The 25,146-nt window shown below is 59.5% G+C and carries 20 protein-coding genes; 14 read left to right on the top strand and 6 right to left on the bottom strand.

Annotated elements, in window-relative coordinates; translation table 11 throughout:
- Window positions 1–5 precede the first annotated feature (5 nt).
- The 6 genes from ACP7A4_RS16070 to ACP7A4_RS16095 form a co-directional block, all read right to left on the bottom strand.
- A complete protein-coding gene (locus ACP7A4_RS16070; protein WP_426247769.1) occupies window positions 6–803 on the bottom strand; it encodes a hypothetical protein in 798 nt (265 codons plus the stop codon).
- 416 nt (window positions 804–1,219) lie between these two features.
- Entirely contained in the window at window positions 1,220–2,893 is a 1,674-nt protein-coding gene (gene cobJ, locus ACP7A4_RS16075; protein ID WP_426247770.1) for a precorrin-3B C(17)-methyltransferase, read from the bottom strand.
- Window positions 2,890–3,621 (bottom strand): precorrin-2 C(20)-methyltransferase, encoded by a 732-nt coding sequence (locus ACP7A4_RS16080; protein ID WP_426247771.1) that lies wholly within the window; start codon window positions 3,619–3,621, stop codon window positions 2,890–2,892. Before ACP7A4_RS16080 ends, cobJ begins: the two co-directional genes overlap by 4 nt.
- A complete protein-coding gene (locus tag ACP7A4_RS16085; protein WP_203303015.1) occupies window positions 3,621–4,247 on the bottom strand; it encodes a precorrin-8X methylmutase in 627 nt (208 codons plus the stop codon). The genes ACP7A4_RS16080 and ACP7A4_RS16085 overlap by 1 nt, the downstream gene beginning before the upstream one ends.
- Window positions 4,240–5,574, bottom strand: a complete 1,335-nt coding sequence (gene cobG / locus ACP7A4_RS16090; protein WP_426247772.1) for a precorrin-3B synthase — start codon at window positions 5,572–5,574, stop codon at window positions 4,240–4,242. Before cobG ends, ACP7A4_RS16085 begins: the two co-directional genes overlap by 8 nt.
- A 106-nt stretch (window positions 5,575–5,680) precedes the next feature.
- Window positions 5,681–10,936, bottom strand: coding sequence for a dermonecrotic toxin domain-containing protein (locus ACP7A4_RS16095; RefSeq protein ID WP_426247773.1), 5,256 nt, complete (start codon window positions 10,934–10,936; stop codon window positions 5,681–5,683).
- Between the two features lie 257 nt (window positions 10,937–11,193).
- On the opposite strand from ACP7A4_RS16095, the gene cbiE reads away from it, so the two are divergent.
- From cbiE to ACP7A4_RS16165, 14 genes are all read left to right on the top strand, one after another.
- Entirely contained in the window at window positions 11,194–12,405 is a 1,212-nt protein-coding gene (cbiE, locus tag ACP7A4_RS16100; RefSeq protein WP_203303017.1) for a precorrin-6y C5,15-methyltransferase (decarboxylating) subunit CbiE, read from the top strand.
- Complete coding sequence (locus tag ACP7A4_RS16105) at window positions 12,398–13,495, top strand: cobalt-precorrin-5B (C(1))-methyltransferase (RefSeq protein ID WP_426247774.1); 1,098 nt, start codon at window positions 12,398–12,400, stop codon at window positions 13,493–13,495. Before cbiE ends, ACP7A4_RS16105 begins: the two co-directional genes overlap by 8 nt.
- The gene (locus ACP7A4_RS16110) at window positions 13,492–14,220 is read left to right on the top strand and encodes a cobalt-precorrin-6A reductase (protein ID WP_426247775.1); all 729 of its coding nucleotides are present in this window, start codon (window positions 13,492–13,494) and stop codon (window positions 14,218–14,220) included. The genes ACP7A4_RS16105 and ACP7A4_RS16110 overlap by 4 nt, the downstream gene beginning before the upstream one ends.
- 48 nt (window positions 14,221–14,268) lie before the next feature.
- Window positions 14,269–14,571: a type II toxin-antitoxin system RelE/ParE family toxin gene (locus ACP7A4_RS16115; RefSeq protein WP_059763418.1), complete on the top strand. Its 303-nt coding sequence runs from the start codon at window positions 14,269–14,271 to the stop codon at window positions 14,569–14,571.
- 3 nt (window positions 14,572–14,574) lie between these two features.
- A complete protein-coding gene (locus tag ACP7A4_RS16120; protein ID WP_059763419.1) occupies window positions 14,575–14,865 on the top strand; it encodes an addiction module antidote protein in 291 nt (96 codons plus the stop codon).
- 107 nt (window positions 14,866–14,972) lie between these two features.
- Entirely contained in the window at window positions 14,973–15,371 is a 399-nt protein-coding gene (locus ACP7A4_RS16125; protein ID WP_048364379.1) for a DUF2946 domain-containing protein, read from the top strand.
- Window positions 15,372–15,418: 47 nt separating this feature from the next.
- Complete coding sequence (locus ACP7A4_RS16130) at window positions 15,419–15,913, top strand: copper chaperone PCu(A)C (protein ID WP_059763421.1); 495 nt, start codon at window positions 15,419–15,421, stop codon at window positions 15,911–15,913.
- A gap of 48 nt (window positions 15,914–15,961) precedes the next feature.
- Window positions 15,962–16,330, top strand: coding sequence for a DUF2946 domain-containing protein (locus ACP7A4_RS16135; RefSeq protein ID WP_059763422.1), 369 nt, complete (start codon window positions 15,962–15,964; stop codon window positions 16,328–16,330).
- 100 nt (window positions 16,331–16,430) lie between these two features.
- Complete coding sequence (locus ACP7A4_RS16140) at window positions 16,431–18,521, top strand: TonB-dependent copper receptor (RefSeq protein ID WP_203303020.1); 2,091 nt, start codon at window positions 16,431–16,433, stop codon at window positions 18,519–18,521.
- A gap of 85 nt (window positions 18,522–18,606) precedes the next feature.
- Window positions 18,607–19,983: a PepSY-associated TM helix domain-containing protein gene (locus ACP7A4_RS16145; protein ID WP_426247776.1), complete on the top strand. Its 1,377-nt coding sequence runs from the start codon at window positions 18,607–18,609 to the stop codon at window positions 19,981–19,983.
- A 166-nt stretch (window positions 19,984–20,149) separates the two neighbouring features.
- Window positions 20,150–22,276 carry a TonB-dependent receptor gene (locus tag ACP7A4_RS16150; protein WP_426247777.1) on the top strand — a complete coding sequence of 709 codons (2,127 nt, stop codon included), beginning with the start codon at window positions 20,150–20,152 and terminating at the stop codon, window positions 22,274–22,276.
- 108 nt (window positions 22,277–22,384) lie between these two features.
- Complete coding sequence (locus tag ACP7A4_RS16155) at window positions 22,385–23,173, top strand: ABC transporter ATP-binding protein (RefSeq protein ID WP_426247778.1); 789 nt, start codon at window positions 22,385–22,387, stop codon at window positions 23,171–23,173.
- Window positions 23,170–24,120 carry an ABC transporter substrate-binding protein gene (locus ACP7A4_RS16160; RefSeq protein WP_426247779.1) on the top strand — a complete coding sequence of 317 codons (951 nt, stop codon included), beginning with the start codon at window positions 23,170–23,172 and terminating at the stop codon, window positions 24,118–24,120. Before ACP7A4_RS16155 ends, ACP7A4_RS16160 begins: the two co-directional genes overlap by 4 nt.
- On the top strand, window positions 24,117–25,127 hold the full coding sequence (locus tag ACP7A4_RS16165) for a FecCD family ABC transporter permease (protein WP_203303023.1): 1,011 nt from the start codon (window positions 24,117–24,119) through the stop codon (window positions 25,125–25,127). The genes ACP7A4_RS16160 and ACP7A4_RS16165 overlap by 4 nt, the downstream gene beginning before the upstream one ends.
- Window positions 25,128–25,146: the final 19 nt, after the last annotated feature.

Raw genomic sequence — 25,146 nt, forward strand, 5'->3', positions numbered from 1 at the left:
ACGGATTAAAGCTCTATGTTTTCAATAAAGTGTTTGCCTGACGCTTCGAGCTTATTAATGATGGTCTGTCGAACCACCGCGTACTGGCGCTGGTTCAGCGAGGTATTACTGGCCGCCGCGTACAGGTCAACGTTAGTGTGGCTCCATTCCCAAAACAGGACTTTGGTCACCCGGGTGGACGAGGTGAACTGCAGACACGTCTTGATCATGAGCACCCCACCGTCACGCGTCGCGATGCACGGCAGAATCTGAAAGTTACCCGAGTTCACACCCTTGGTTTCATTTTCAAACAGGCTCAGAGCTTTGGGCGTGTCTTTAAGTGCGTTGAAGACTTGGGCAACCACTTCCAGAATCACCTTGTTGGGTCCCACCACACTGGCAATGATTTCCAGAGCGACTTGATCCATTGTGAACTTCTGCTTAAGCCCGGTTACTTTGTGCATGGACTCCCCGGTTGTCGTCCAGCCGCACTTACTTAGAATTTCATTGTAGTAATTGAAACGTTCAACACGATGCGTATCTTTATTTGGGAACTTCTTGTCGACGGCCAACTGGGCAAATAACACGCCGTCTTGCACATCCTGTTTCAGTTGCTCACTCAGGTCGCCTACAAACGACACCACGCTGCTCCCCGTGACCAGCGCACTGTCGCCCTCCGCCTCCACTGCTTTTAGAGCCGAGGCCCTGAGGGTCTTGAAGCGGGGAATGAGCGAGGGGGCGACTACGGGAAGCTCCAGACTGCTCACAAAACCAAGACGCTCAACGTCATCAACGCCGTTCACACTGCTGTTTTTAATGTCCATATCATTCACCTGTGCGGCCATCATGGCCTTTAAATGTTTATTACGGCCTGCCGAATGCAGACAATAAAAACACTAGACAGCCCACTTGTTTACGTCCACTTCGCTGAATAATTAACTGCGCAAACACCATGCAACACTTAACCCAACGCCCCTGAGTTATATATTTATCACGTGTGCGCACAGCCCACGAAAACGTGCACTTACGCGCCCGCCATTGTTTTTTATTTATTCACGTCAAAATATTAAAAGCCGACACACCTTGCACTTCAACACACCCTATTACCTTAATCAGTAACTATCGAAGACTTAGTGCACGCGCACCGGCGAACATTCTGACGTCGCTAACGCATCAAAATGAATGAAGGATTGATAACACTTAAAGTTATGGCCCTGTTACGGGCCATAGTTTCATGAGGTCAAGGCTTATCGCCATACCAGCGTGGCGTATAAACCCACTCGCGCCCGTCAGCACGAGGGAAGGTGCAGGTGGTCGACGAACCGATAATGACCATCGTGCGCATATCCACTTGGTCCGGCGTCAAGTCACCCAGGGTGGTCACCCGTAACGTCTGACCCGGCCGCCCGATATCACGCCCCAACACGACAGGGGTTTGCGGCGTGCGATGACGAGCAACGATTTGCAGCGCAACACCCAGCTGCCAGGGCCGCGAGCGTGAAATAGGGTTGTAGAACGCCAATGCCAGGTCAGCTTCGCCCGCCAGATCCAGACGCTTCTCGATGATGCTCCAGGGCTTGAGGTTGTCAGAGAGCGACATCACGCAGAAGTCGTGACCCAAAGGCGCGCCGGCCTGTGCGGCGGTCGCCAGCGAGGCCGAAACACCGGGCAATATTTCAAGCTCAACGCTGTGCCATTGCGGGTCGCTGGACGCGTGCAACGCCTCAAGCACTGCGGCCGCCATCGCAAATACGCCGGGGTCGCCAGAGGACACCACCACCACTGAGCGACCTTGTGCGGCCAACTCGAAGGCATGCCGGGCGCGCTGCATTTCTTCGCGATTGTCCGTGCAATGCAGCACTTGCTCAGGACGAAACGGCCCGGCCATGCGCACATACGTTTCATAGCCCAACACGTCATTGGCCTGTGCCAGCGCGGCCTTGACCGCAGGCACCATCAGCTCCGCAGCGCCAGGCCCCAGCCCGATCACGGACAGACGACCGCGTGCGCGGCCTAATCGCTGAGGGTCCAACGGCGCAGACGCTACCCCCAAAACCACGCCACTCAGCGGATTTCGCCAGGTTAACGGCTGAGCACACACGTCATCACCGGCTTGGACAAAGCGCAACGGCACCTCCCATTCAGCAGCCAGCTCATGCAGTTGAATGTCTGCCATCAACGTGTCGTCGGCCACGATGCAAGCCAAGGATTGCCAGGCCAGTTTCGCCTCCCGCAAGGCTTCACGTATTGCCTGAGCGCTAACCACTGCGTTCAGCCTGGCCACTACGTTGCGTGGGTAGATCCGCAGCTCGTCCGCCACGGGGGCGCGCTCATCGCTGCCCACATGGATCGCCAAACGCGCCTGCGCACTGACCGCCAGTTGAGCGCCAGCCAGCCATGGGGCGTCACCTTCAATGCGCACCGACTCACCGGCCAACAGATCTGAAACAAAACGTTTGCCCAGCTCCAGATCGCCCAAGGCGTAGCCACTGGGCGGGTTCAGCAAGCAGGTCCCAAAACGCAGTTCGCCGCTGGTGGTGATGGCAGGTGCAATGCCCAAACCGGCAGCGATCTTGCGCGCCAGATCATTCACTCCGCTCAACCCGCCCAACAATGGCACCACGGCGCTGGCGTCTTCGGCCACCGCCAACACGGGTGGTTCGGCGCCTTTTTCCAGCAGCAGCGGTGCCAGCGTGCGGATCACGATACCGGCCGCACACAGCGCAATAATCGGTGTGTCCAGCTGATACAGCTGCCGCAGGTTTGCGCCAAAGTCACTGTAGACACGATCAGCACCGTCAACCCGTTCGGCCAGGCCGTAAATCAGTGCATCCGGGTACAGCTGCTGAATACGCCGTGCTGTCGCCAGGCTGCCATTGCCCAGAATGACAATGGCCGGTGCGGTACGGCTCATCCTTGCCACCGTTCGCCGGGCACGATGATCAGCGAGAAGTAAGGCGAGGACATCGGGTCGACTTCATTAAACGGCACGATTTTCTGATTGCTCATGGTCGCGCGCTCAACGTACAGGGCACGGTCGGCCAAACCCAATTCGCTCAGGACTTCACGCACCTTATGAAAGTTGCGCCCCAGCTTCATGATGACGGCAGCATCAGCATCGGCTAAACGACGCTTAAGTTCATCGTGCGGCAAAACACCCGACAACACCGACAGGCTCTGGTTGCGGTACACCAGCGGCACACCCAGCACCGACGCGCCGCCCAGCATCGAACAGACACCCGGTACGACTTGAGCCTCGAAGCGGTGTGCCAGTCGGTCGTGCAAGTACATGTAAGAACCATAGAAGAACGGATCACCTTCGCAGATCACCGCCACATCACGGCCAGCCTGCAAATGCTGCGCGACGTCTTCTGCAGCCTGATCATAAAAATCGCTGATCACTTGCTCATACGACAGCGGTGCGGGCAGCACTTCGGTGGTGACCGGGTACACCAGCGGCATCAAACTTTGCGCGCCTTGCAGGTGAGCCTCGATGATGCCGAACGCATTGCCTTTTTTACCTTTGGCCACGAAATACGCCACCACCGGCGACTCGCGCAGCAGGCGCAAGGCTTTGACCGTAATCAGTTCAGGATCGCCGGGGCCTACGCCCAAGCCGATCAAACGTCCAGGTTGGGTCATTACTCGATCTCCGTCGCCAGTGCGTTAACCGCGGCGGCGGCCATTGCGCTGCCACCACGGCGGCCTTGCATGATCACAAACGGCACGCCACGGCTATCTGCCGCAAGCATGGCCTTGGATTCGGCAGCACCGACAAAACCGACCGGAAAGCCAAGGATCAGTGCAGGCTTTGGCGCACCGGCGTCGATCATTTCCAACAGGTAAAACAGTGCGGTCGGTGCGTTACCGATCACCACCACGCTGCCTTCCAGGTAGGGGCGCCACAACTCAAGGGCCACGGCGGAGCGGGTGTTGCCCTGCTCTAGCGCCATCTCGGCCACGCCGTCTTCTTTAAGGGTGCAGATCACCTGGTTGTTGGCGGGCAAACGGGTGCGCGTGACCCCTTCAAGCACCATGCGCGCATCGCACAAAATCGGCGCGCCAGCGGCCAGCGCATCGCGTCCGGCCTTGCCTGCACCCGGCGAGAAACGCAGGTCTTCGATAGCGTCGACCATGCCGCAGGCGTGAATCACGCGCACAGCGAGTTTTTCAAGGTCGGCCGGGATGCTGTCCAGGTTAGCCTCGGCACGAATAATGGCGAACGAGTTGCGATAGATCTCTTGACCGTCGCGGATGTAATCAATCATCGGTGTTGCTCCGTTGGCGGGCCTCAAGCCAGGCGCCTGCCGCTTCAATAGTGAGGTTGCGCTCGCGCAGAACGCCGAAACCGGCATGTTCTGGGGCACGTAAATAGAGGTCGTAATGACCGGGCGCTACGGCCAGCAATGTGACCGGCGCAATGTGAGCAGCCGCGCAAGAACGCGGGCAGCCACTGAGGTGGATGTTGAGGGGTTGCGACAACAGGGTCGCGAGCTGGCGCGCATCCTGTTTTGTGTCTGCCAAGCCTTTGGCACAGGCGCTGGACCCGGTGCAGGCGACCAGGTGCGACAACGGATCGGTGATCTCACACAGCAAGCCCAAAGCCACGAGTTGCCGGGTTACCTCGGGCGCCAGCTCGGCGCGTAAATTGGGTAGCAGCACGCTCTGCCACGGCGTAAAACGCAAAGTCCCATCGCCGTAATCGCTGGCAATTTGCGCCAGCCCGCTGAGCATTTCCGCATCCAGTCGTCCCAACGGCGGCGCGGCCCCCACATACACACGGCCCGTTTCTCGTTGTGGATAAGTGCCAATGTGCAGAGGCGTCTCAAGGGTATGACGGCGCCATGCGGCCAGTTGAACGGGCGCAGCACTGAGACGTTCTGCCAATTGCTGGACGAACTGGGCAACAGGGACCTCCTTGAGCAGGTGGCGCATGCGCGTGTGCTCAGGGCGCGCCATATCGAGAAACAGGTTCAGCACGGCCATGACCAGCTCATGCCCCTGGGCAACCGGGACCGCTGCCAATGCCGCGTCGTGTGCCGGACAACCTGCCAGGCCGAAACCCAGCAGCACCTGCCCATCGTGCTCGAACGCGGATAACCACAGATCATGCGGATGTTCCAGCATCGCCAGTGCTTCACCCCCATCGAGCTGAACGGCGAACTTGGCCGACAATTCGGACAACCGGGGAGTTGCTTCCAGACTGGCGAGTACCTCTTGGGCCAATGGCCAAGTGTCCAGCGCCATCGCCGGGTCAATGCCCGCAGTGGGGCTGAGCATCAGGTTACGCACCTCATCACTGGCCGCCGTGTTGGGGCCAAGCCCCGCTGCCAGCAAAGGCGCAATCAGGGCGGAGTGCTGGGTACCTACCCCGCGAATTTGCAGATTGGCACGGTTAGTGGCTTCGATCACGCCGCTGGCATATTGCCTGGCCGCATCAGCCACTGCCTGCGCCTGGTGCGCGGTGATTGAGCCACCGGCCAGTTTGACCCGGCAAATACCGCCGTCCATTGCCGAAACAATGCGCAGCAACCCTGGACACCCCGAGGGGCGAACTGGTATTTGGGACGGGGTATTTGAAGAGGGTGTGTTCACGGGTTAACCAAGGCAGGCAGTACGCTCTTTGAGGGCGCGTATTATGCCTGCTTTGGGCAACTGCATGAAAAGCTTGCCGGACGGAATGACAGGGGCTACCCCGACATTACGCGGATACGGGGTAATTACGCCCCAAACGCATTAACAGCAATACGACTGTATCGGCATTGGCCAACATTAATTCGACGCGTTTGGCAGGATCATTTTTGAAAACCTGCCGCGCTTCTTCCAGTGTGTTCACTCCCGCAATACTTTTGACCTTGGCTTTGGCAGGCCCTGGCGGCATGTCCGACCACCCCAGCGTGTCAGGATCAAGCTTTTGAAAAATATGCTCGGGGGGCAGTTGAGGGCTGTGACATTGCTGGACGCTTTCAGTCAGCTCTTTCAGCTCATGCCCAAGAGGCTGGTCAGTGTCGAACAAATCCAGGTAAGGAAAACCCGGATTCAAATAATGAATGTCTTCAGTGCCCAGTACCTGGTGTGTTATTTCGTGCAGTAGAAAGGCTGCCTGCATCTGGCGGTTGACCGCAAAGGACGTAGCCGTCTGTTTGAGGTACGGGTGGGTCAGCGGATACGGCTGCTCAAACACCGGTTTGAAAAACTCCTCGGTCAAGTACACACGCTTGGTGCCATCCCAGCGGTTGATAAAAGCTGAGGCGTGCGAATCGAATCGAGAGCGGCACGCCACGTATTTATTGGAGGTGTGTGGCGACATATCAGGGTGCATAAAACGCGCAAGCATGTCGTCGAAAGCGCGACTGAGCTGATCTTCCAGGGCTTGATCGACGCTGCCTACATCAAAGAAACGGGCGATCAATTCACGATTTTGTACCGCCTGCGGGCCTGGCTCATGCAAGGTTTGCAGCGCATCCCTGCTGCGTTGCAAATAATCAGTCGCCAGTGAATGAGCCTCGCGGATGGCAAGCGCCTTGTCAGGGTAGCGTCGCTCAATACTTTGCATGCCAATGGCTCTGATTTCATAACTCAGCGCATTGGCCGCCAGGGTGGTATAGCCGCCCAGTCGCGAAAGTACGGCGCCCCCGAATAGAAACTCGTCTGTATCCACCTCCCAGGCCTGTCGAGCGTTGAGTCTGATCAATGGCCCTTCACGGTGCTCACCCATATAGATGCGCCACCGCTGACGCCACTGATAAATCCGAAACACCTGCCCTCGCCACTGCACATATTTAAGGCCCGATCGCGGATCACTGTAGATCTGACTATCGAGGTCTTTATTCAGGTCGATCAGTGCAATGTCATTGGCCTGGAAGGGCCTGAGCGCCACTTGCTGTTTTTCGAGCGTGATATCTGTCGCAGAGGGCAGCCCCGGCTGCGTCGGTTTAAAGGTCACAGTGCCGTTTTCAAGGCCAGGGTGTAGCGTGCGGCGGCTTGAGGCCAACATCACCAAGGCGATGGCAAACTGTTCAACCGACAAGACCCACTCACCTTTTTTCAAGGACGCTACCCCTTCACGCGCCAAGCCAACGCCTTGCCACACAACGAATGGAATACTCAACTTGCCAGGCACGAACATGATTGCGGTGCTGACCACCAACGTAAGCAGATATTTAAACGACTCCCAGTCTTTCTCGGCAGTGGTTTTGGACTGCAAGGCCGCCATCGCCAACAGTAAGTGGTAGTTGTCGTTGTAGAGATGTAGAAATAGATTCCCCGCGATGGGGCGACTGGCCAGCGTGACAGGCGCCGGCGTGGACAGGTCCCCCAACGCCGTTGAAGCGATGTAACGCGGTAAGTGAGGCTCGACAAAACCACCGTTGGCGTAAGTTTTGTGCTCACTGGCGGGCAGACGCTGCAACAGCAGGGTTTGCAGCGCAGTGCTGCTGTGTATGTCAGCCAACACAGCCGTTTCGCTGGCATATTCGGTCAACGAAAAATGCTGGCTGTACATCACCCACAGCAGGCACGGCCCGGTTTGAGCGCCCAACGGACCAATCATGTAAATACCGGTTGCCGGGTCCGGCGCTCGTCCGGCATCCGCTATCAGCTCCAGGGGTTTAATGATGATCGCGACATCCTTGAGCGCAGCGCGCGCTGTTCCGTCCGGGTGGTTCAGCACATGCTCCAGATAACCATAAGCGGTCTCGCTGAGCATGCCATTGAGCTTTTCTCGCAGCCCTTGTTCCAATGTTTGCAAAACAAGCTGCTCGGCAAACTGATGCTGGCGCAAAGCGACCCCTTCATGCCCTGGCGCCAACCGGGTTTTGAGCACCTGTTGGTACGCCCCCCCGATGTCCAGTTTTCTGACCATACGCTTGAGGTAGTCGGCATCCAGCGCCAACGGCAAGGCGGCGCCATTGCTTGAACGTAAAAAAATCGCCCCGCCCACAAGCCGATAAAAACCGCTCAGTGCGAACTGTGTGAGGGTCTGAACTTCGCGAGAGGTGGCCGCGGGTAAAAAAGACGGTGTACTGCCAACAAGAACCGGCGCCGCAACGTAAGTATCAACCACCACCTCAATAGCATCGGGGTCAAGCACAAGGCCGGGAAAGTCTGCCAGCAGGCGCTCTTTGAGGTGTGTTCTTGAATAGTCGTTGATGTCAGGAATGTCTCGCAGGTAATAGCCTTTTTCCTGCACAACATATTGATAACGTTGAAGCAGGTTGGCGTATTGCAGTTGCTCATCTGCCGAGGCATTTTTCAGCCAGTCAGGCAGCGAAGCCTTGAGCACTTGTGCATCTGCCAAGGCTTGCGCATAACCAAATGTGACGCCAGCATGCCCCTCAACCAGTTGACTCAGCGCCATATTCTCAAGCGCTTGCGCGCTCATCTTTGTGTCGCGGGCGCTCTGGCATAGGTAATCGGCGTCTTTAAGCATTTTGCCAATGGCCTGGTTTTGACTATCGCGAACAAAGTCAGATTCGATCCGGTCAAAATAGAGCCACGACTCACTCTGCGCAGATTGCCCATCGTGCAGCCGGTCCAAATAAGCCTCGACCAACGGTTGTTCGGCGCAGCTCACATGGTTCAGCAATCCCCAGCGTAAGGTCTTGTCCAGCCAGCGCGCCTCAAGCCGGGCGCGACAAATGTCCAGAGACTCAAACCCTTCAAAGCCCAGGAGCGGTGTCCAGATAATCGCGCGGCCCGCATTGATCGACTCCAACCCCCCTCGCTCGGTGACCAGCAAACAATTGGCCACGCCCACGGCGTTCAGCGTGCCTCCCAGTGCCAACGACAAGCGATAAACGTCGGGCACGAAATGCTTGAGAGCAGGTCGGGCAGCACTCACCGGATACCCCAGAACGGTTTTGACAATCGCCTGGTCAGTCAAGCCCAGACTGTTGTCCAGGTAGTTGAGGCGTACTTCAGCACGGAGCATCACCATCCTTAACATCGCCAGCCGATTCGCCAGCGAGTCATCAGCCAGCGGGTTGTGCGGGGCAAAAAAGAATGCCGTTAGCTGCTGCTGATAATGCTGGGCAAAATTCTTTACCGCCTGGTCCAGCACCGTCAGCAACTTGGTCCCGCCCAATGTTTTGAGCGGCTTTACTTCGTCACTGACTTTCGATGTCACCCCCACCTGAATGCGCGCAGGATCAAGGGGAAAAGTGTGGCGGCTCGTAAAATGCTCCAAAAGCGCATCAACCAGCGAACTGGCGCGATGCACCACCGCACCGGGGGATAGCGGGTCCCTGTCGTAAATCTGGACCACGGTATAGGCGATATCCAACCCAGGGTGCCCTGCACGCATCAATGGCTCCAACAACTGCTGCCGGGCGACTGAACGAGGCGTTGGCCAGTAACGAAGCAACGCATCGCGCTGCGCTTGTACCTTTGGCAGTTTGAGGCTGAGCAAGTCTGCCAGGCCGCCATTGTCATTGCTCGCCAGCCTCAACCCATTGGTGTTGGGCACAAAACGACTGTCCCAGCGACCTTGACTATTGAGCCGCAAAAAAACGGGATCGATCAGGCTTCGAATATCAAGCGCATGGTCCAGCGCCGCCAGCACTTGAGTTTGAGCCTGATATTGGTGCAACAAGTAGCCAAAGTCGCGAGCCTGTTTGAGGCGGATATCCAGCATGCATTGGTCGAACACATCACCTTCGATATTTTCGACATTCAGACGCGGCGCAGACATTCCTGCCAACAATGCCTGCTGATCCAGCGGGGCGTAATGTGCAATGGACTCGTATGCCAAAGGGTCCCTGAGTGGTTTTAGCACCTGGGCCTTGAGCCTGCCGCGAGAGGGCAGTTTTTCCAGGCCTCGGGAGGCGCTGAACAAAAACACCGCCGAGCTTTGGCCCGGAACAAAAATACCCAACAGTGAACACAGCAACACCTCGCCCCCGCCCTCTTGAAAAACCCGTAACCGGATCGCCTGAACCTTGCGTGGCCCATGCGCACCGGATACCAGTTGCTTCAAATCCAGGAACTGTTCTGCACTGATTTCCCCGTCGTGATGCGCCTGTACGACGTGCTGAAAAAAAATGTCGCTTAAACGCGCCACACAATAAGCGTGCGCGGTGGGTTGAGGGGCCTGCGCTTCGCGCCAAAAGTCTGCCAGCGCCTCATTCATCTGCGTGGGCAGTTGCGCGGTTGCTGCCCGCAATACGGAAGTAAAGCGGGTCAGCAAGGTGTCATCGTCATCCTGGACATGCGCAATAAACGGCCCTGAAAACCTGTGGTATTCATCCGTGGCAAGTTGGCCCTTGACGAAAAAATCCAGGGCGACACTGCTCAGGCTGGTCACTGTTTCATCGGGTACAGGAGAATGATTCCCCCGCCGGGTGCTGTGAACCCGAATGCTATGAGCGTCTAACGATTGCCCCGCAAACTCTCGTTCCAGCTGCACCTTCAACTGGGCATCCAGCAAAGAACGCAAGGACGGCACCGCGACCAGAGACGCTAGCGTGTCCTCCTGACTTTGTTGCACTAAATCCGCGATGCTCTGGCTGGCGTGAGCCTTGATCGACAATGACAAGGGTTTGGCCACTAACTGGAGCTGACCGGGTTGCTTCAACGCCGGCCGAACATCGGCCGGGACAACATGCAGCCACTCAACACGCTTGATGGGATCATCCAGCGCCTGCTCAAGCCCATGACGCAAAGCATCGACATCGGTGTATCGCTCCAGCCCGCCCAGTACCGTCAGTAAGTACACGGGTTCATGCAGGGAGGCATTGTGTCGAAGCATGTAAGCACCGGCCAACAGAGCAGGTCGGGACTGATGCCGGGACACAAACAGGCTATTGGCCCAAAGCCCGGTGTCATCCTCAAGTACCTGTTTTAACCACGCGCTTTCAAGTGCAGTAATGACACCTGATGACTCAGCAGCCGCCAGCCCGCTGCGAAAAGTGTCTTGCAGGGACTGCGGAGCATAAAAAGAATGTCCTGTAAGGTTCATGGGGTATTCCTGAAAAAGAACTCAGACGTTACCCATCTGCGTGATCAGGCATGCGTTACATAGTTAGTGGGTTTGCGGGGATTTTGTAAGCGCGGGCTTATCGATACACCCTCCCGCCAAAAATACCGTCTGTACGCTGAGCGACCACACGCAAAGGCATCCCCGCGCCAAGCCGCGTATCATGCGGCCCTTCTCTATCGCCCGGCCTTTGAGCGGCACGGCGAGCAGACAGATTGATCTTGAACATGAGGATTGGCATGGCGCCCTGGCTAACAGTTGTGGGAATCGGTGAAGACGGCTTCAGCGGTCTGGGCAAAAACGCCCGGCGAGCGCTGTTGAGCGCGAGCACAGTGATGGGCAGCCAGCGTCAGCTGGATCTGCTGCCTGTGTGTATGCGTGCCGAACGCCAACGCTGGCCAAGCCCTTTTTCACTGGCGCCCGTCATGGCGCTTCGTGGCGAGCCGGTCTGTGTGCTGGCCAGTGGCGATCCGATGCTGTTCGGCGTGGGCGCCAGCCTGGCGCGCACCATTGCCAGCGACGAAATGCAGATATTGCCGTCACCTTCTTCGTTTTCATTGGCCGCCGCACGCTTGGGCTGGGCCTTACAGGACGTGATCACGTTATCGGTGGTGGCGCGTCCCCTCGCTGCCCTCAACGCCCACTTGCACAGTGGTGTACGCCTGCTGGTATTGAGCAATGACGCCAGCAGCCCTGCCGCCATCGCGGCACTGTTGCGCGAGCAAGGCTTTGGGCCTAGCCGCCTGTGCGTGCTTGAACATCTGGGCGGCCCGACCGAACGACGCGTCCAGGCGTGCGCCGCCGACTGGGAAAACCCGCCCCTCGCCGATCTGAATGTGCTGGCAATCGACTGTGTGGCCGATGCCAGCGCACAACCGCTGTCGCGTATCGGCGGCCTGCCCGACAGCGCCTTCAAGCATGACGGCCAACTGACCAAACGCGATGTGCGCGCGATCACCCTCGCCCGCCTCGCCCCTTTACCCGGCCAACTGCTGTGGGACGTGGGCGCGGGCAGCGGTTCCATCGGCATCGAATGGATGCGCTGCTACCCCAGCTGTCGCACCGTGGCTATTGAGGCTGACAGCGGCCGCCAAGAGTTGATCGAACACAACCGTGACGCGCTGGGCGTGCCCGGCCTGCAATTGATTCGCGGCAAAGCCCCGCAGGCGCTCGAGGGGCTGGAGCGACCGGACGCCATTTTTATCGGCGGCGGCGTGACCCGCGAAGGCGTGCTTGACACCTGTTGGCAACAGCTCAAACCCGGCGGCCGGCTAGTGGCCAATGCCGTAACCCTGCAAAGTGAACTGTTGCTGATGAGCTGGCGCGAACAACATGGCGGTGAGCTGACGCGCATTCATATCGCCCAAGCCCAGCCCTTGGGCGACTTCGACACCTGGCGCCAAGCACTGCCGATTACCCTTTTAGACGTGACCAAAGCCCTTGATGCGTGACGAAACCGCCGAACAACCCGCACCGCTGCGCAGCGGTCTGACCACTGGTAGCTGCGCGACGGCGACCAGCCTGGCCGCCGCCCGCCTGCTGCTCAGTGGCATAAGCCATGACGCGGTTGAAATCACCCTGCCCAAGGGCAAAGTCGTGACCATGCGCCTGGAGTTCTGCCGCCTTCACGCGCAGGGTGCCGAAGCCGGGACCCTCAAGGATGCAGGCGACGACCCTGACGTGACCCACGGCGCGCTGCTGTATTCGCGTGTGCGCCTGCTACCGCAGGCTGGCATCTCGTTTGTCGCCGGCCAGGGCGTTGGCACCGTGACGCGCCCCGGCCTGGTGCTGGCTGTAGGCGAGCCTGCGATCAACCCGGTGCCGCGCAGGATGATCACCGATCACTTGCTGCAATTGGCCGCAGAGCACGGTTATGGCGGCGGGTTTGAAGTCACGGTCAACGTGCGCGATGGCGAGTCGCTGGCGCTCAAGACCATGAATCCCCGGCTGGGGATTCTGGGCGGGCTGTCGATTTTGGGCACCAGCGGCATCGTGCGCCCGTTCTCCTGCGCGGCCTACATCGCCTCAATCCATCAAGGGATCGACGTGGCCAAAACCAATGGCTATTTGCACATTGCCGCCTGCACCGGCAATGCCAGCGAAGACACCATGCGCCGCGTGTACCACTTGCCGGAAATCGCCCTGATCGAAATGGGCGACTTTGTGGGGGCGGTGCTCAAGCACCTGCGCAAAGTCCCTGTGGATAAGTTGAGCCTGTGCGGCGGCTTCGGCAAAATCAGCAAACTGGCCGCCGGCCACATGGATTTGCACAGCCGCCATTCCAGTATCGACTTGGCGCAGTTGGCGCAATGGGCCGCCGCCATTGGCGCCGACGCTGAGTTGCAAGCTGCCATCCGTGCGGCCAATACCAGCCAGCAAGCCTTGGCCATGGCCAGCGCCGCGGGCATCGCGCTCGGAGACGCTGTGTGCCAGCACGCACTCAACTTTGCCCGCAGCGTGGTGCCTGCGCAGGTGCAAGTCGAAGTCTTCGCCATCGACCGTCAAGGGGGCATCGTTGGCCACGCCGGGGCCTTTACATGACGCGCATTTTATTACTCGGCGGGGTCACCGAAGCACTGGCCATTGCCCGCACGCTGGGACCGCAGCACGTTTACAGCCTGGCGGGTATGGGCCGCGTACCGACTGACTTGCACTGCCAAGTGCGGGTCGGCGGGTATGGCGGCGCACAAGGATTGGCACAGTACATTCGCGAGCAACGCATCGACCTGCTGCTGGATGCGACCCACCCGTATGCCGCGCAAATCAGCCACAACGCGGCCGAGGCGGCCCGCTGCTGCGCCATTGCGTGCTGGGCCTTGCGCCGTCCGGCCTGGCAGGCACAGGCCGCTGATGACTGGCGTGAAGTTGCCGACTGGGCCGAACTGGCCGCCGCCCTCAAACCGTTCAAACGACCGCTGTTTACCTTGGGCAAAGAACCGCTGGCGCACCTGCATGAGATTCCAGCCGATCAGTTCTGGACCTTGCGCGCGCTGGACCCGTATCCCGGCAATGAGCGCTGTAAAGTCATCGGCGCACGCGGTCCGTTCAGGATTGAAGACGAACGGTTGCTGTTTGAGCAGCGCCACATCGACGTACTGATCAGTAAGAACAGCGGCAGCAGCGCCACCGAGCCTAAACTGCAAATCGCCCGTGAACGCGGGGTGCCCGTGTTGATACTCAAGCGCCCGGCGCTGGCGAAGGTAGACCGGGAGTTTTGGACGGTGGGGGGTGTGCTGGAGGCATTGAAACAGAAAAAATATTTTTGAATGTGTAATTGATGGCGTGAGTGTATCCTTGGGGATACGATTCGCCACATGATAAATTTCGAACAAACCCATGAGTTCTCAAAATGGCTAAGCTCATTAAAAGACAAGGTTGGGCAAGCACGTATTCTGGCTCGCATCCGAGCCGCTGGATTAGGCCATTTCGCTGACTGCGAGCCTGTAGGCGAACGCGTTTACGAAATGCGCATCCATTGCGGGCCTGGTTACAGGATCTACTACACCCGCAAAGGAGAAGTGGTTTACCTGCTGCTTATGGGTGGAGATAAAACCACTCAGGCGCGCGACATAAAACGCGCAAAAAACATGGCACATATGTTGGGTAATGAGGACTGAACCATGACCGAGCAACTTACCCGTTTCGATACCGTTGATTACTTGAAAAGCCCTGAAGAAATGGCGGCCTATCTCGATGCATGCTTCGAGGAAGACCCAGGTGACGGCAGTCTGATTCGCGCGGCACTTAACGATATCGCTCGCGCTCAAGGCATGAGCCAGCTATCTCGGGACACAGGGCTGGGCCGCGAGAGCCTCTACAAAGCACTCGGCAGCAGTGGCAATCCGGAGTTCGCGACTGTCATCAAAGTCATGAAAGCACTGGGACTCAAACTGCACGCGAGCGCAGCCTGAGGCTGCGCCACGGTATTGAGCGACACTTCGCCGCACTCGCTCTTTTTACTTACGCTCACCATTCAGGCTAAATAGCCGCCTTGGTCGCGTAACTCACGGAACTCGTCATGTCACGACAACGCTTTGCATTTGCCTGGATCGCCTGCTTTGCAGTGCTATTCAACATGCTCGCCATGTCGATGGCAGGCGCGATGACTGATGCCACCTCGGCCCCCACCGAACAGTTCATGTGGAGCAGCTTTTGCACCTCTACCGGCACCCAGATGGTGGCCGTGTCGTTAGGCAAAGTTGACGCTGGCGACAGCCAAAAAGACGATCACTCGACAATGCAGCACTGCTGGTGCTGCTCAGGCTCGGCGCCGTTAGTCGCCTTGCCGGCGCATATCCCCACGCTGTATTTCGCCGCCATCGAGCATGGCCACAGCCTGATCGCCGACCACCTGAAGCGCCCCACCCCGCGCCAGCAATGGCCGAGCCTCAACCCCCGCGCCTCGCCTCTGGTGTGATTCAGCCTCGCAACCCCTTTGCGTTTGAATCGTTCCGGAGAACTGCCATGTTGAACCTGTCACTGGTCAAGCACGCCCTGATTGCGGCGGCTGTGTTATTGCCTGCCTGCTTTGCCAACGCCCACGAATATAAAGTCGGCGCACTGCAAATTGCTCACCCGTGGTCACAAGAGTTGCCACCGAATGCGCCCACTGTGGCGGCGTATTTCGTCATCAAAAACACCGGCAACAGCGCTGATCGTTTGCTGAGTGCCGAGACGCCAATTGCCGAAAAAGCCGAGATTCACGAGCACGTCATGCAGGGCGACTTGATGAAAATGCAGCATGTGCCCACGGTTGATATCCCGCCAGGCGGCACTCTCACGTTCGCGCCAATGGCCTATCACGTGATGCTGTTCAACCTCAAAGACCGCAGCCTGCTGCAGGACGGCAAACACTTCCCGCTGACCCTGAATTTTGAAAAGGCAGGTGCGGTGCAAGTGGACGTGAATGTGCAAAAACAACCTCCGGCCGCCAGCATGGAACACCAGCACGCCCACTAACGGCCAAGGTTTTTAAACCCGGTGCGCGCGTCTCGCGCCAGGCCGCCCATGTCGCAGATTCGCGGCAGTTGGCTGAGCCTGTTTGCCATGTTGATGATCTTCATCGGCCCGCTGATTTCCCAAGCGATGCCGATGGATCATCACGCCTCCATGCCCATGCCGATGGACATGCGCATGGCTGCGCACAGCGAACACGCAGAGCCTCAGCAACCGCCCGAGGACCATCACGCGCTCTGGGAAAAATGCGGCTATTGCACGCTGCTGTTCAGTTGCCCCGCGCTGCCCGGTGCCGTTGATCTGGTCGTGTTCGATACGCCAGCTCCCAAAACGTACCTGGCGTCCAACCCACGGCTAGGGCATGCCCGCCAACCGGTGTTCCCCGGCGCTCGCTCCCGCGCCCCGCCCGTATTCCTTTAAGCAACGACACAACCTCAACCCACGTGCCCCCCTGTATGCGCTGCTTTAGACAGCCGCAGGTAGGTGGCCGAGGTGTATTCGCTTGAATATTGGAATGCTTATGTCCCGTTTTACTGCTGCCTCCCGTTTGCCTCACGCCCAAGCGGTGTTTCCTTTCGCCCTCAGCGCCCTGTGTTGCGCAGTATTTGCACCCGCGGCGCTGGCTGCTGAGCCGGCAGATGCACACGCCACACACGTGCGCGAACTCAGCCCGACCGTGGTCACCGCGCTAGCTCCCAGCTCGCCGCTGACCATCGTCACCAACCCTAAAGACCCGCGCCAGCCGGTGCCCGCCAGTGACGGCGGCGATTACCTGAAGACCATTCCCGGCTTCGCCCTGATCCGCAACGGCGGCACCAACGGTGACCCGGTATTGCGCGGCATGTTCGGCTCACGGCTCAACATCCTCAGCAACGGCGGCATGATGCTCGGCGCCTGCCCAGGCCGCATGGATGCACCCACCTCCTACATCTCGCCGGAAACCTACGACAAACTGACGGTCATTAAAGGCCCGCAAACCGTGCTCTGGGGACCGGGTGCCTCGGCAGGCACGATCCTGTTTGAACGTGAACCGGAACACTTCGGCGAACTGGGTACACGGGTCAATGCCAGTGTGCTGGCCGGCTCCAACGGCCGCTTTGACAAAACCATCGACGCCGCCGCCGGTGGCCCGCTGGGCTATGTCAGGGTGATCGGCAACACCGCGCACTCTGACGATTACAAAGACGGCAATGGCGACACCGTGCCCTCGCGCTATGACAAATGGAATGGCGACATCGCCCTGGGCTGGACCCCCGACGCCGACACGCTGCTGGAACTCACCGCAGGCAAGGGCGATGGCCAAGCGCGTTCGGCAGGACGCGGTATGGACGGCAGCCAATACAAGCGCGAAAGCCTTGGCCTGCGCTTTGAAAAGTCCAACATCGGCGAGGTGCTCGACAAGATCGAAGCGCAGGTTTACTACAACTACGCCGACCACGTGATGGACAACTACACCCTGCGCACCCCGTCGGGCACCGGCATGATGGCGGGGCCGATGGCGTCCAACGTCGACCGCCGCACCCTCGGTGCACGGATCAAGGCCACTTGGCGCTGGGCCGACTACCAGTTGATCAGCGGCCTCGACGCGCAAACCAACGAACACCGTAAACGCATGGGCATGGGCATCAACACCTACAAGGATCAGAACTGGAGCAAAGACGCTGACTTCCACAACTACGGCGCCTTTGGCGAACTGACCTGGTACGCCGCTGACCGCGACCGCGTGATTGCGGGTGCCCGCATAGACCGTGCCTCAGCCAAGGACTTTCGTGCCCGCATTGGCTCGGGAATGATGAGCAAGCCTAATCCGACGCTGGATAAAACCCGCGCCGATACTCTGCCCAGCGGCTTCGTGCGCTATGAGCACGACCTGGCCGACAGCCCCACCACCGTTTACGCAGGCGTGGGCCACACCCAGCGCTTCCCGGACTATTGGGAGCTGTTTTCACCGACCTCAGGCCCCGCAGGTTCGGTGAACGCGTTTGATGCGATCAAGCCCGAAAAAACCACCCAGCTCGACCTGGGCCTGCAATACAAGACAGAGAAGGTGGAGGCGTGGGCCTCGGTGTATGCCGGAGAGATTCGCGACTACATCCTGTTTGACTACGCCAAGGGCTCGTCCCAGGCACAGAACATCAACGCGCGGGTGATGGGCGGCGAACTGGGGGCCGCGTACCAACTGACGTCCCACTGGAAAGCCGACGCGACCCTGGCCTATGCCTGGGGTAAAAACACCAGCGATGGCAAGGCATTGCCACAAATGCCGCCGCTCGATACCCGCCTCGGTCTGACCTACAGCGAGGACGACTGGAGTGCCGGTGCCTTGTGGCGTGTGGTCGCGCGCCAGGACCGAATTGATCGCAACGCTGGCAACGTGGTGGGCAAGGACTACGACAAAAGCGCTGGCTTTGGTGTGTTCTCGCTCAACGGCGCCTACCGCCTCAACAAAAACCTCAAGGTCAGCGCCGGGGTCGACAACCTGCTGGATAAAAACTACAGCGAGCACCTGAACATGGCGGGCAACGCGGGCTACGGCTACCCGGCCAGCGACCCGACCCCGATCAACGAACCCGGCCGCACGTTGTGGACCAAGATTGATGTGAGCTTTTGATAGCCCTGTGACCGTCTGACCCCAACCCTCTCCCTCAGGGAGAGGGCTTCAATCACAACACGCGCTAACTTGCGGAGCCGCTCACATGAGTCAACCCACACCGTCTTTCTACAACCTGGCCTGGCGATGGCATTTCTACGCCGGGCTGTTTGTCGCACCCTTCATGATCCTGCTGGCCCTGACCGGGATTATTTACCTGTTCAAGCCCCAGCTCGACCCGCTGCTCTACGACCACCTGATCAACGTCAGCCCCGGCCATCACCGCCTCAGCGCCGACCAACAACTGCAACGCGTCCAAACCACCTACCCACAGAGCCACGTCAGCCAGTACCTGCCAGCGGTCAACCCGCAACGCAGCGGCCAGTTCGTTATTCATAACGCTGGCCGCGAGCTCAATGTGTTCATCAACCCCTACAGCGGCGAAATACTGGGCGAGCAAGATGCCAAGCTCAACCTGCAAGCCGTGGCCCGCGCGCTGCATGGCGAGTTGATGATCGGCACCCTCGGCGACCGGCTGGTGGAGCTGGCCGCTGGCTGGGGCGTGGTGCTGGTGATTTCCGGCCTGTATTTATGGTGGCCGCGCGGGCAATCAGCGGCCGGTGTGTTATGGCCTCGCGTGAGCCGGCGCGGACGCGTGCTCTGGCGCGACCTGCACGCGGTGACAGGTTTTTGGGGCGCCGCCTTGCTGCTGTTCATGTTGATCAGCGGCATGACCTGGACCGGTTTTTGGGGCAAGCAATATGCCGACCTGTGGAACCAGTTCCCGGCCGCGATGTGGAACAACGTCCCTCAATCGGACTTGCAAGCGCGCAACCTTAATACCGCCACCCGCCAAACCGTGCCGTGGGCCATGGAAAACACGCCCATGCCGCTCTCCGGCGCCCACGCCGAACACAGTGGCCACACTGCTCACGCCAGCGGCCCCGCCGCACCGCGCGTGACCCTGCAACAAGTGGTCGACACCGCGAACAGGCGCAACGTTGAACCCGGTTACAGCATCACCCTGCCGACCACTGCTGAAGGGGTCTTCACCGTCGCCGTCTTTGCCGATGACCCGCGCAACGACGCCACGCTGCATGTCGATCAATACACGGGCGAAGTGCTGGCCGATGTGCGCTGGCAGCATTACAGCAACGTCGCACGCGCCACGGAAATGGGCGTGATGCTGCATGAAGGCAAACTCTTTGGGTCGCTGAATCAAATCGCCATTTTGCTGGTGTGCCTGATGATTCTGCTCAGCTCGATCAGCGGCCTGGTGATCTGGTGGAAGCGCCGTCCACAAGGGCGTTTAGGCGTACCGCCGCGGCGTCATGCACTGCCAACCTGGAAGACCGGCGTGGCGATCATGCTGCTCCTTGCCGTGCTCTTCCCGCTGGTGGGCGCCTCATTGCTTGCGGTCTGGGCCGTGGACCGCTTGCTGCTGATTATTCGTTCTAAACAGCAACATGAGCGCTGCTCATAGGCAACGTGAATGCTTCGAGAGATGCCGTCTAGAGACTTGGGGATAATGGCGCCCTGATAAAAAGCCCGAAAAAGCCTGTTACTTTATAACAGCTTTATTTAAGCTCCATCACCCGCCGCCAGGAGGCAGCGGGCATACCTCCAGAAAAAAGCGACTGACTGCCCCGATGAATAAGTACCTGCTTTCCAGCCTTTGCCTGTTGGCGATCAACCACGCGCACGCGGATGACACTGCGCCGTCGTTGATGCTACCCGCCGCCACCATTACCGCGCCAGAAGTCGATGCCGAACACATTGACCTCAAAACCGCTACAAGCGCCGGTTCGCGCCTGAACCTCAACAGCCTCCAAACCCCCGCCAGCGTTGAAAACCTGACCGGCGAGCAGATTCGCGCACGCGGTGACCGCAGTGTGCAGGACGCCGTGACCCGCACGACCGGCATCAGTTTTACCGGATCGCCCGGCAACGGCGGTTCGGCGTATGCGGCCCGGGGCTTCGTCGGCGAAGGCTCGGTCATGCAGCTTTACGACGGCGTGCGCATGTACAGCGGTGCAGGCACCGTGACCTTCCCGGTGGACGACTGGTCGGTAGAGCGCATCGACGTGCTGCGCGGCCCGGCCTCGGTGTTGTATGGCGAAGGCGCGACGGGCGCCGTGATCAACGTGATCCCGAAAAAGCCCTTCAGCGGCGAAATCGAAAACCATGTGCGCATCGGTTACGGCTCCTACGACACCCGGCAACAGGCGCTGGACAGCGGCGGTTCGCTGACTGACACCCTCAGCTATCGCTTGAACATCAACCACCTCCAGAGCAATGGCTGGATCGACCACGGTGAATCTGAAAAAACCTTCATCAGCGCCGCCCTGCGCTGGCAGGCCACCGATGACCTGGCGTTCACCCTGAGCCACGACTACGGCGATCAGGAGCCGCAAAACGATTTCGGCGTGCCGTTGATCAATGGCCGTTATCACAAGAGCCTGCGCGACAAGAACTACAACGTGCGTGACGCCAAGTTGCACTACAACGACCAGTGGACGCGCCTCAACAGCGAATGGCAGATCAGCGACAACCTGAGCGCCAGCAACGAACTGTATTACCTCAAGGCCCAGCGCCGTTGGCAAAACGCCGAGAACCACGGCTGGGATCAAGACCGTCAAACGTTATTGCGCAGCGGCTACTTCAGCATCAAGCATGATCAGGAACAGATCGGTGACCGTCAGACGTTCACCCTCAACCATGACCTGTTCGGGCTTAGAAGCAGAACCCTGGTGGGCATGGACTACAACCGTATCCATTTCAGCCTGCACAGCAACTCGCCGTACCACGATGTCGATGCAGACGGGCAGCCCGTTGATCTGTACCACCCGGATCGCGGCGAATTCCAAAGCGCGTCGCCCTACCGCGACCAGTTCACCACCACCACGCAACAGGTATCGCTGTTCGCCGAAAACCGCACTGAACTGACAGATCAACTGTCGCTGGTCACCGGTGTGCGCCGCGACATCGTGCACCTGGACCGCGACGACTTTGCCGCAAACGGCGACACCACGCGCAGTGACCGCAGCCTGTCAGCCAACAGCTGGAAAGTCGGCCTGGTGTACGAACTGACCCCCGACATGTCGATCTACGCACAACAAGCCACCAGCGTCGATGGCGTCGGCGGGTTGATCAGCCTGGACGCCGGTCAGCAAAATTTTGATCTGGCCCATGCGCGTCAAACTGAAATCGGCTTCAAGCAGATGTTCTGGAACCAGCGTGGCGAGTGGACCTTGGCGGCGTACCACATCGTCAAAAAGGACTTGCTGACCACCGACCCCAACAACGCGACTCGCACCGTGCAAGTGGGCGAGCAGTCCTCTAATGGCCTGGAAGCCAGCCTTGACCTGCAACTGCCCAACCGTTGGGCACTGCAAGCCAACGCGTCGATCGTGCGCGCCGAGTACGACACCTTCAACGACGACGGCGTGTCGCGCAAAGGCAACCGCCCCACCGACGTGCCGCGCCGTACCGCCAACCTGTGGCTGAGCAACGCCATCACCGACGACGTGCGCGCCGGCGCAGGTGTGCGTTATGTCGATTCGCGCTATGCCGACACCGCCAACAACGTCGAGCTACCGAGCTACACCGTGGTTGACGCCACCGTGAGCTGGAAAGCCTTGCCTAAAACGACTCTGGGCGTGCGATTGAACAATTTGTTCAACCGCCAGTACGCCGTAAGCCAATACAATGGCGGCCAACAATGGATCATGGGCGAGCCGCGCTCGTTCTTTGTGACCGCCGATTACGCCTTTTAAGCACGCCCGTAACACCCCGCAGGCTGCGCACTCTTGATGCTCAAAGAGCAAAAGCTCGCAGCCTGCGCCTGCACTGATCGGCGTTAACTCAACCCCCCCGGATTTTTTATGACCCGTCTCACCCTCACTCAACTCGCCTGGTCGCCTTTGGGCCACGGCCATTGCCATCACCAGTTCCACCTGCGTGATGCCAGCCTGCACGTGGCCGCAGGGGAGTTCGTGGGGTTGATCGGGCCTAACGGCAGCGGCAAAACCAGCCTGCTGCGCTGCGCCTATCGCTTCAGCAAGCCTGAATCCGGCAGCGTGCATCTCGAACAGTACAACCTGTGGCAACAGTCGCCCCGCTGGAGCGCACAACGCATCGCCGTGGTGTTGCAAGAATTCCCCGATGCTTTTGGCCTGACCGTCGACGAAGTGGTCGCGATGGGCCGCACCCCGCACAAAGGCTTGTTCGACGGCGACACCGAGGCCGACCGCCAACTGGCGAAAAACGCCCTCGAATCGGTGGGCCTGCACGGCTTTGAAGACCACGCCTTCGCCACCTTGTCCGGCGGTGAAAAACAGCGCGTGATTCTGGCCCGCGCCCTGACCCAGCAACCCGACCTGTTGGTCCTCGACGAGCCAACCAATCACCTCGACCCGCGCTATCAACTGGCGTTGTTGCAACTGGTCAAACGGCTGAACATCGCCACCCTGGCCAGCATCCACGACCTCAACCTGGCCGCCGCCTTTTGCGACCGCCTGTACGTCATCAACCACGGCAACATCATCGCCAGCGGCACGCCCCGCGAAGTACTGACCGTAGAGCTGTTGCGCGAGGTGTTTGGCGTCGACGCGCTGATCGACGATCATCCGCTGTCCGGCTACCCGCGCATCACCTGGATAACCCAACCATGAACCTGATCCGCCTCGCTCTATGCTTAAGCGTGTTGTTCGGTGCCCAACTGGCCCAGGCCGACGCCACCACCTACCCGCTGACGATCAAAAGCTGCAACCGCGACGTGACCTTCAATGCAGCGCCCAAACACGCGGTCAGCCACGACATCAACATGACGCAAATGATGCTCGCCCTGGGCCTCAAACCGCACATGGTCGGCTACAGCGGCATCAGTGGCTGGAAGGCCGTAACGCCGCAGATGAACGTGATCCTCGACGGGCTGCCGGAGCTGGCAAGCAAGTACCCGTCAGTCGAGACCCTGCTCAACGCCAACGTCGATTTCTTCTTCGCCGGTTGGGACTACGGCATGCGCGTGGGCGGCGATCTCACCCCGCAAACCCTGACCCCGCTGGGCATCAACGTGTACGAGCTGACCGAGTCGTGTGCGTTTGTGATGAAACGTCCACCGGCGAGCATGGAGGACACCTATAACGACCTGCGCAACATCGGCAAAATCTTCGATGTACAAGACCGCGCCAACGCCTTGATCGCACGCATGCAGCAGACAATCGCCGAGGTGCAAAAGACCCTGCCTGCTACAAAGCCGCGTGTGTTTTTGTATGACAGTGGCGAAGACCGCGCCATGACCTCGGGCAAACTGGGCATCCCCCATGCCTTGATCGAAGCCGCAGGCGGCAACGACATCCTGAGCGATATCGACGCCAGCTGGACCCGCATCAACTGGGAGACCGTGGTCGAGCGCAATCCCGAGGTGATCGTGATCGTCGATTACAGCGAAGTCAGCGCCGAGCAAAAACAGCACTTCCTCCAGACCAACCCCGCGCTGCAATCGGTCGATGCCGTTCGCAACCAACGCTTCATCGTCATCCCTTACGTGCAAGCCACGCCGGGCATCGACAATGTGCTGGCCATCGAAACGCTCGCCAAAGGCTTTCATCCCCAATGATGTCTCACCGCTACACGTTGCTACTGGTGAGCCTTGGCGCACTGCTGCTGGTGTCATGCGTGGTGTCGTTGGGCTTTGGCCCGGCGCGGGTGCCCGTGGACGTGGTCTGGCACATCGTGCTGCACAAGCTGTTGGGCATCGGTGACGTGAGCTGGAGCGCGGGGCAGGAACATATCGTGTGGCTGATCCGCGTGCCGCGCATGCTGCTCGGTGCCTTGGTGGGTGCCGGGCTGGCGTTGATCGGTGCCGTGCTGCAAGCCGTGACGCGTAACCCGCTGGCGGACCCGCACCTGCTGGGCGTGACCAGTGGCGCCACGCTGGGTGCGGTGATTGTGGTGCTGCACGTGGGCGAAATCGTCGGCCTGCTGACCTTACCCATCGCCGCCTTTATCGGCGCACTGTTGAGCATGCTGCTGGTGCTGGCCATCGCCAGCCGTCACGGCCGATTAGACAGCGACCGCCTGTTGCTATGCGGGGTTGCTGTGTCGTTTGTGATGATGGCCGTGGCCAATACCTTGTTGTTTTTAGGCGACCATCGCGCCAGCTCCGCCGTGTTGTTCTGGATGCTCGGCGGCCTGGGGTTGGCGCGCTGGGAGCTGCTGGCCATCCCCAGCGCCAGCGTGCTGCTGGGGCTGGTTTTACTGCTGGGCATGGCCCGCCCGCTCAACGCGCTGATGGCGGGCGAACAAACTGCCGTCACTTTGGGCCTGAATGCGCGCAATGTGCGGCTCAAGGTGTTTTTGATCGCCTCGTTGATGACCGGTGTACTGGTGGCCATCAGCGGTTCAATCGGTTTTGTCGGGCTGATGATCCCGCACATTGCCCGCCGTTTGGTGGGCGCCGAGCACCGGCGGTTATTGCCTGTTTCAGCGTTGCTGGGCAGCGTGTTTCTGGTGTGGGTCGATGTAGCCGCACGCACCCTGATCGCCCCCGAAGACTTGCCCATCGGCGTGGCCACGGCGGCGATTGGCGGGCTGTTTTTTATTGGGTTGATGCGCAAGCGTTAAACCTCGCGGCGCTTGCATT

The organism is Pseudomonas sp. TWR3-1-1 (assembly GCF_049896545.1).
In the GTDB taxonomy this organism is placed as follows: Bacteria; Pseudomonadota; Gammaproteobacteria; order Pseudomonadales; family Pseudomonadaceae; genus Aquipseudomonas; species Aquipseudomonas weihenstephanensis.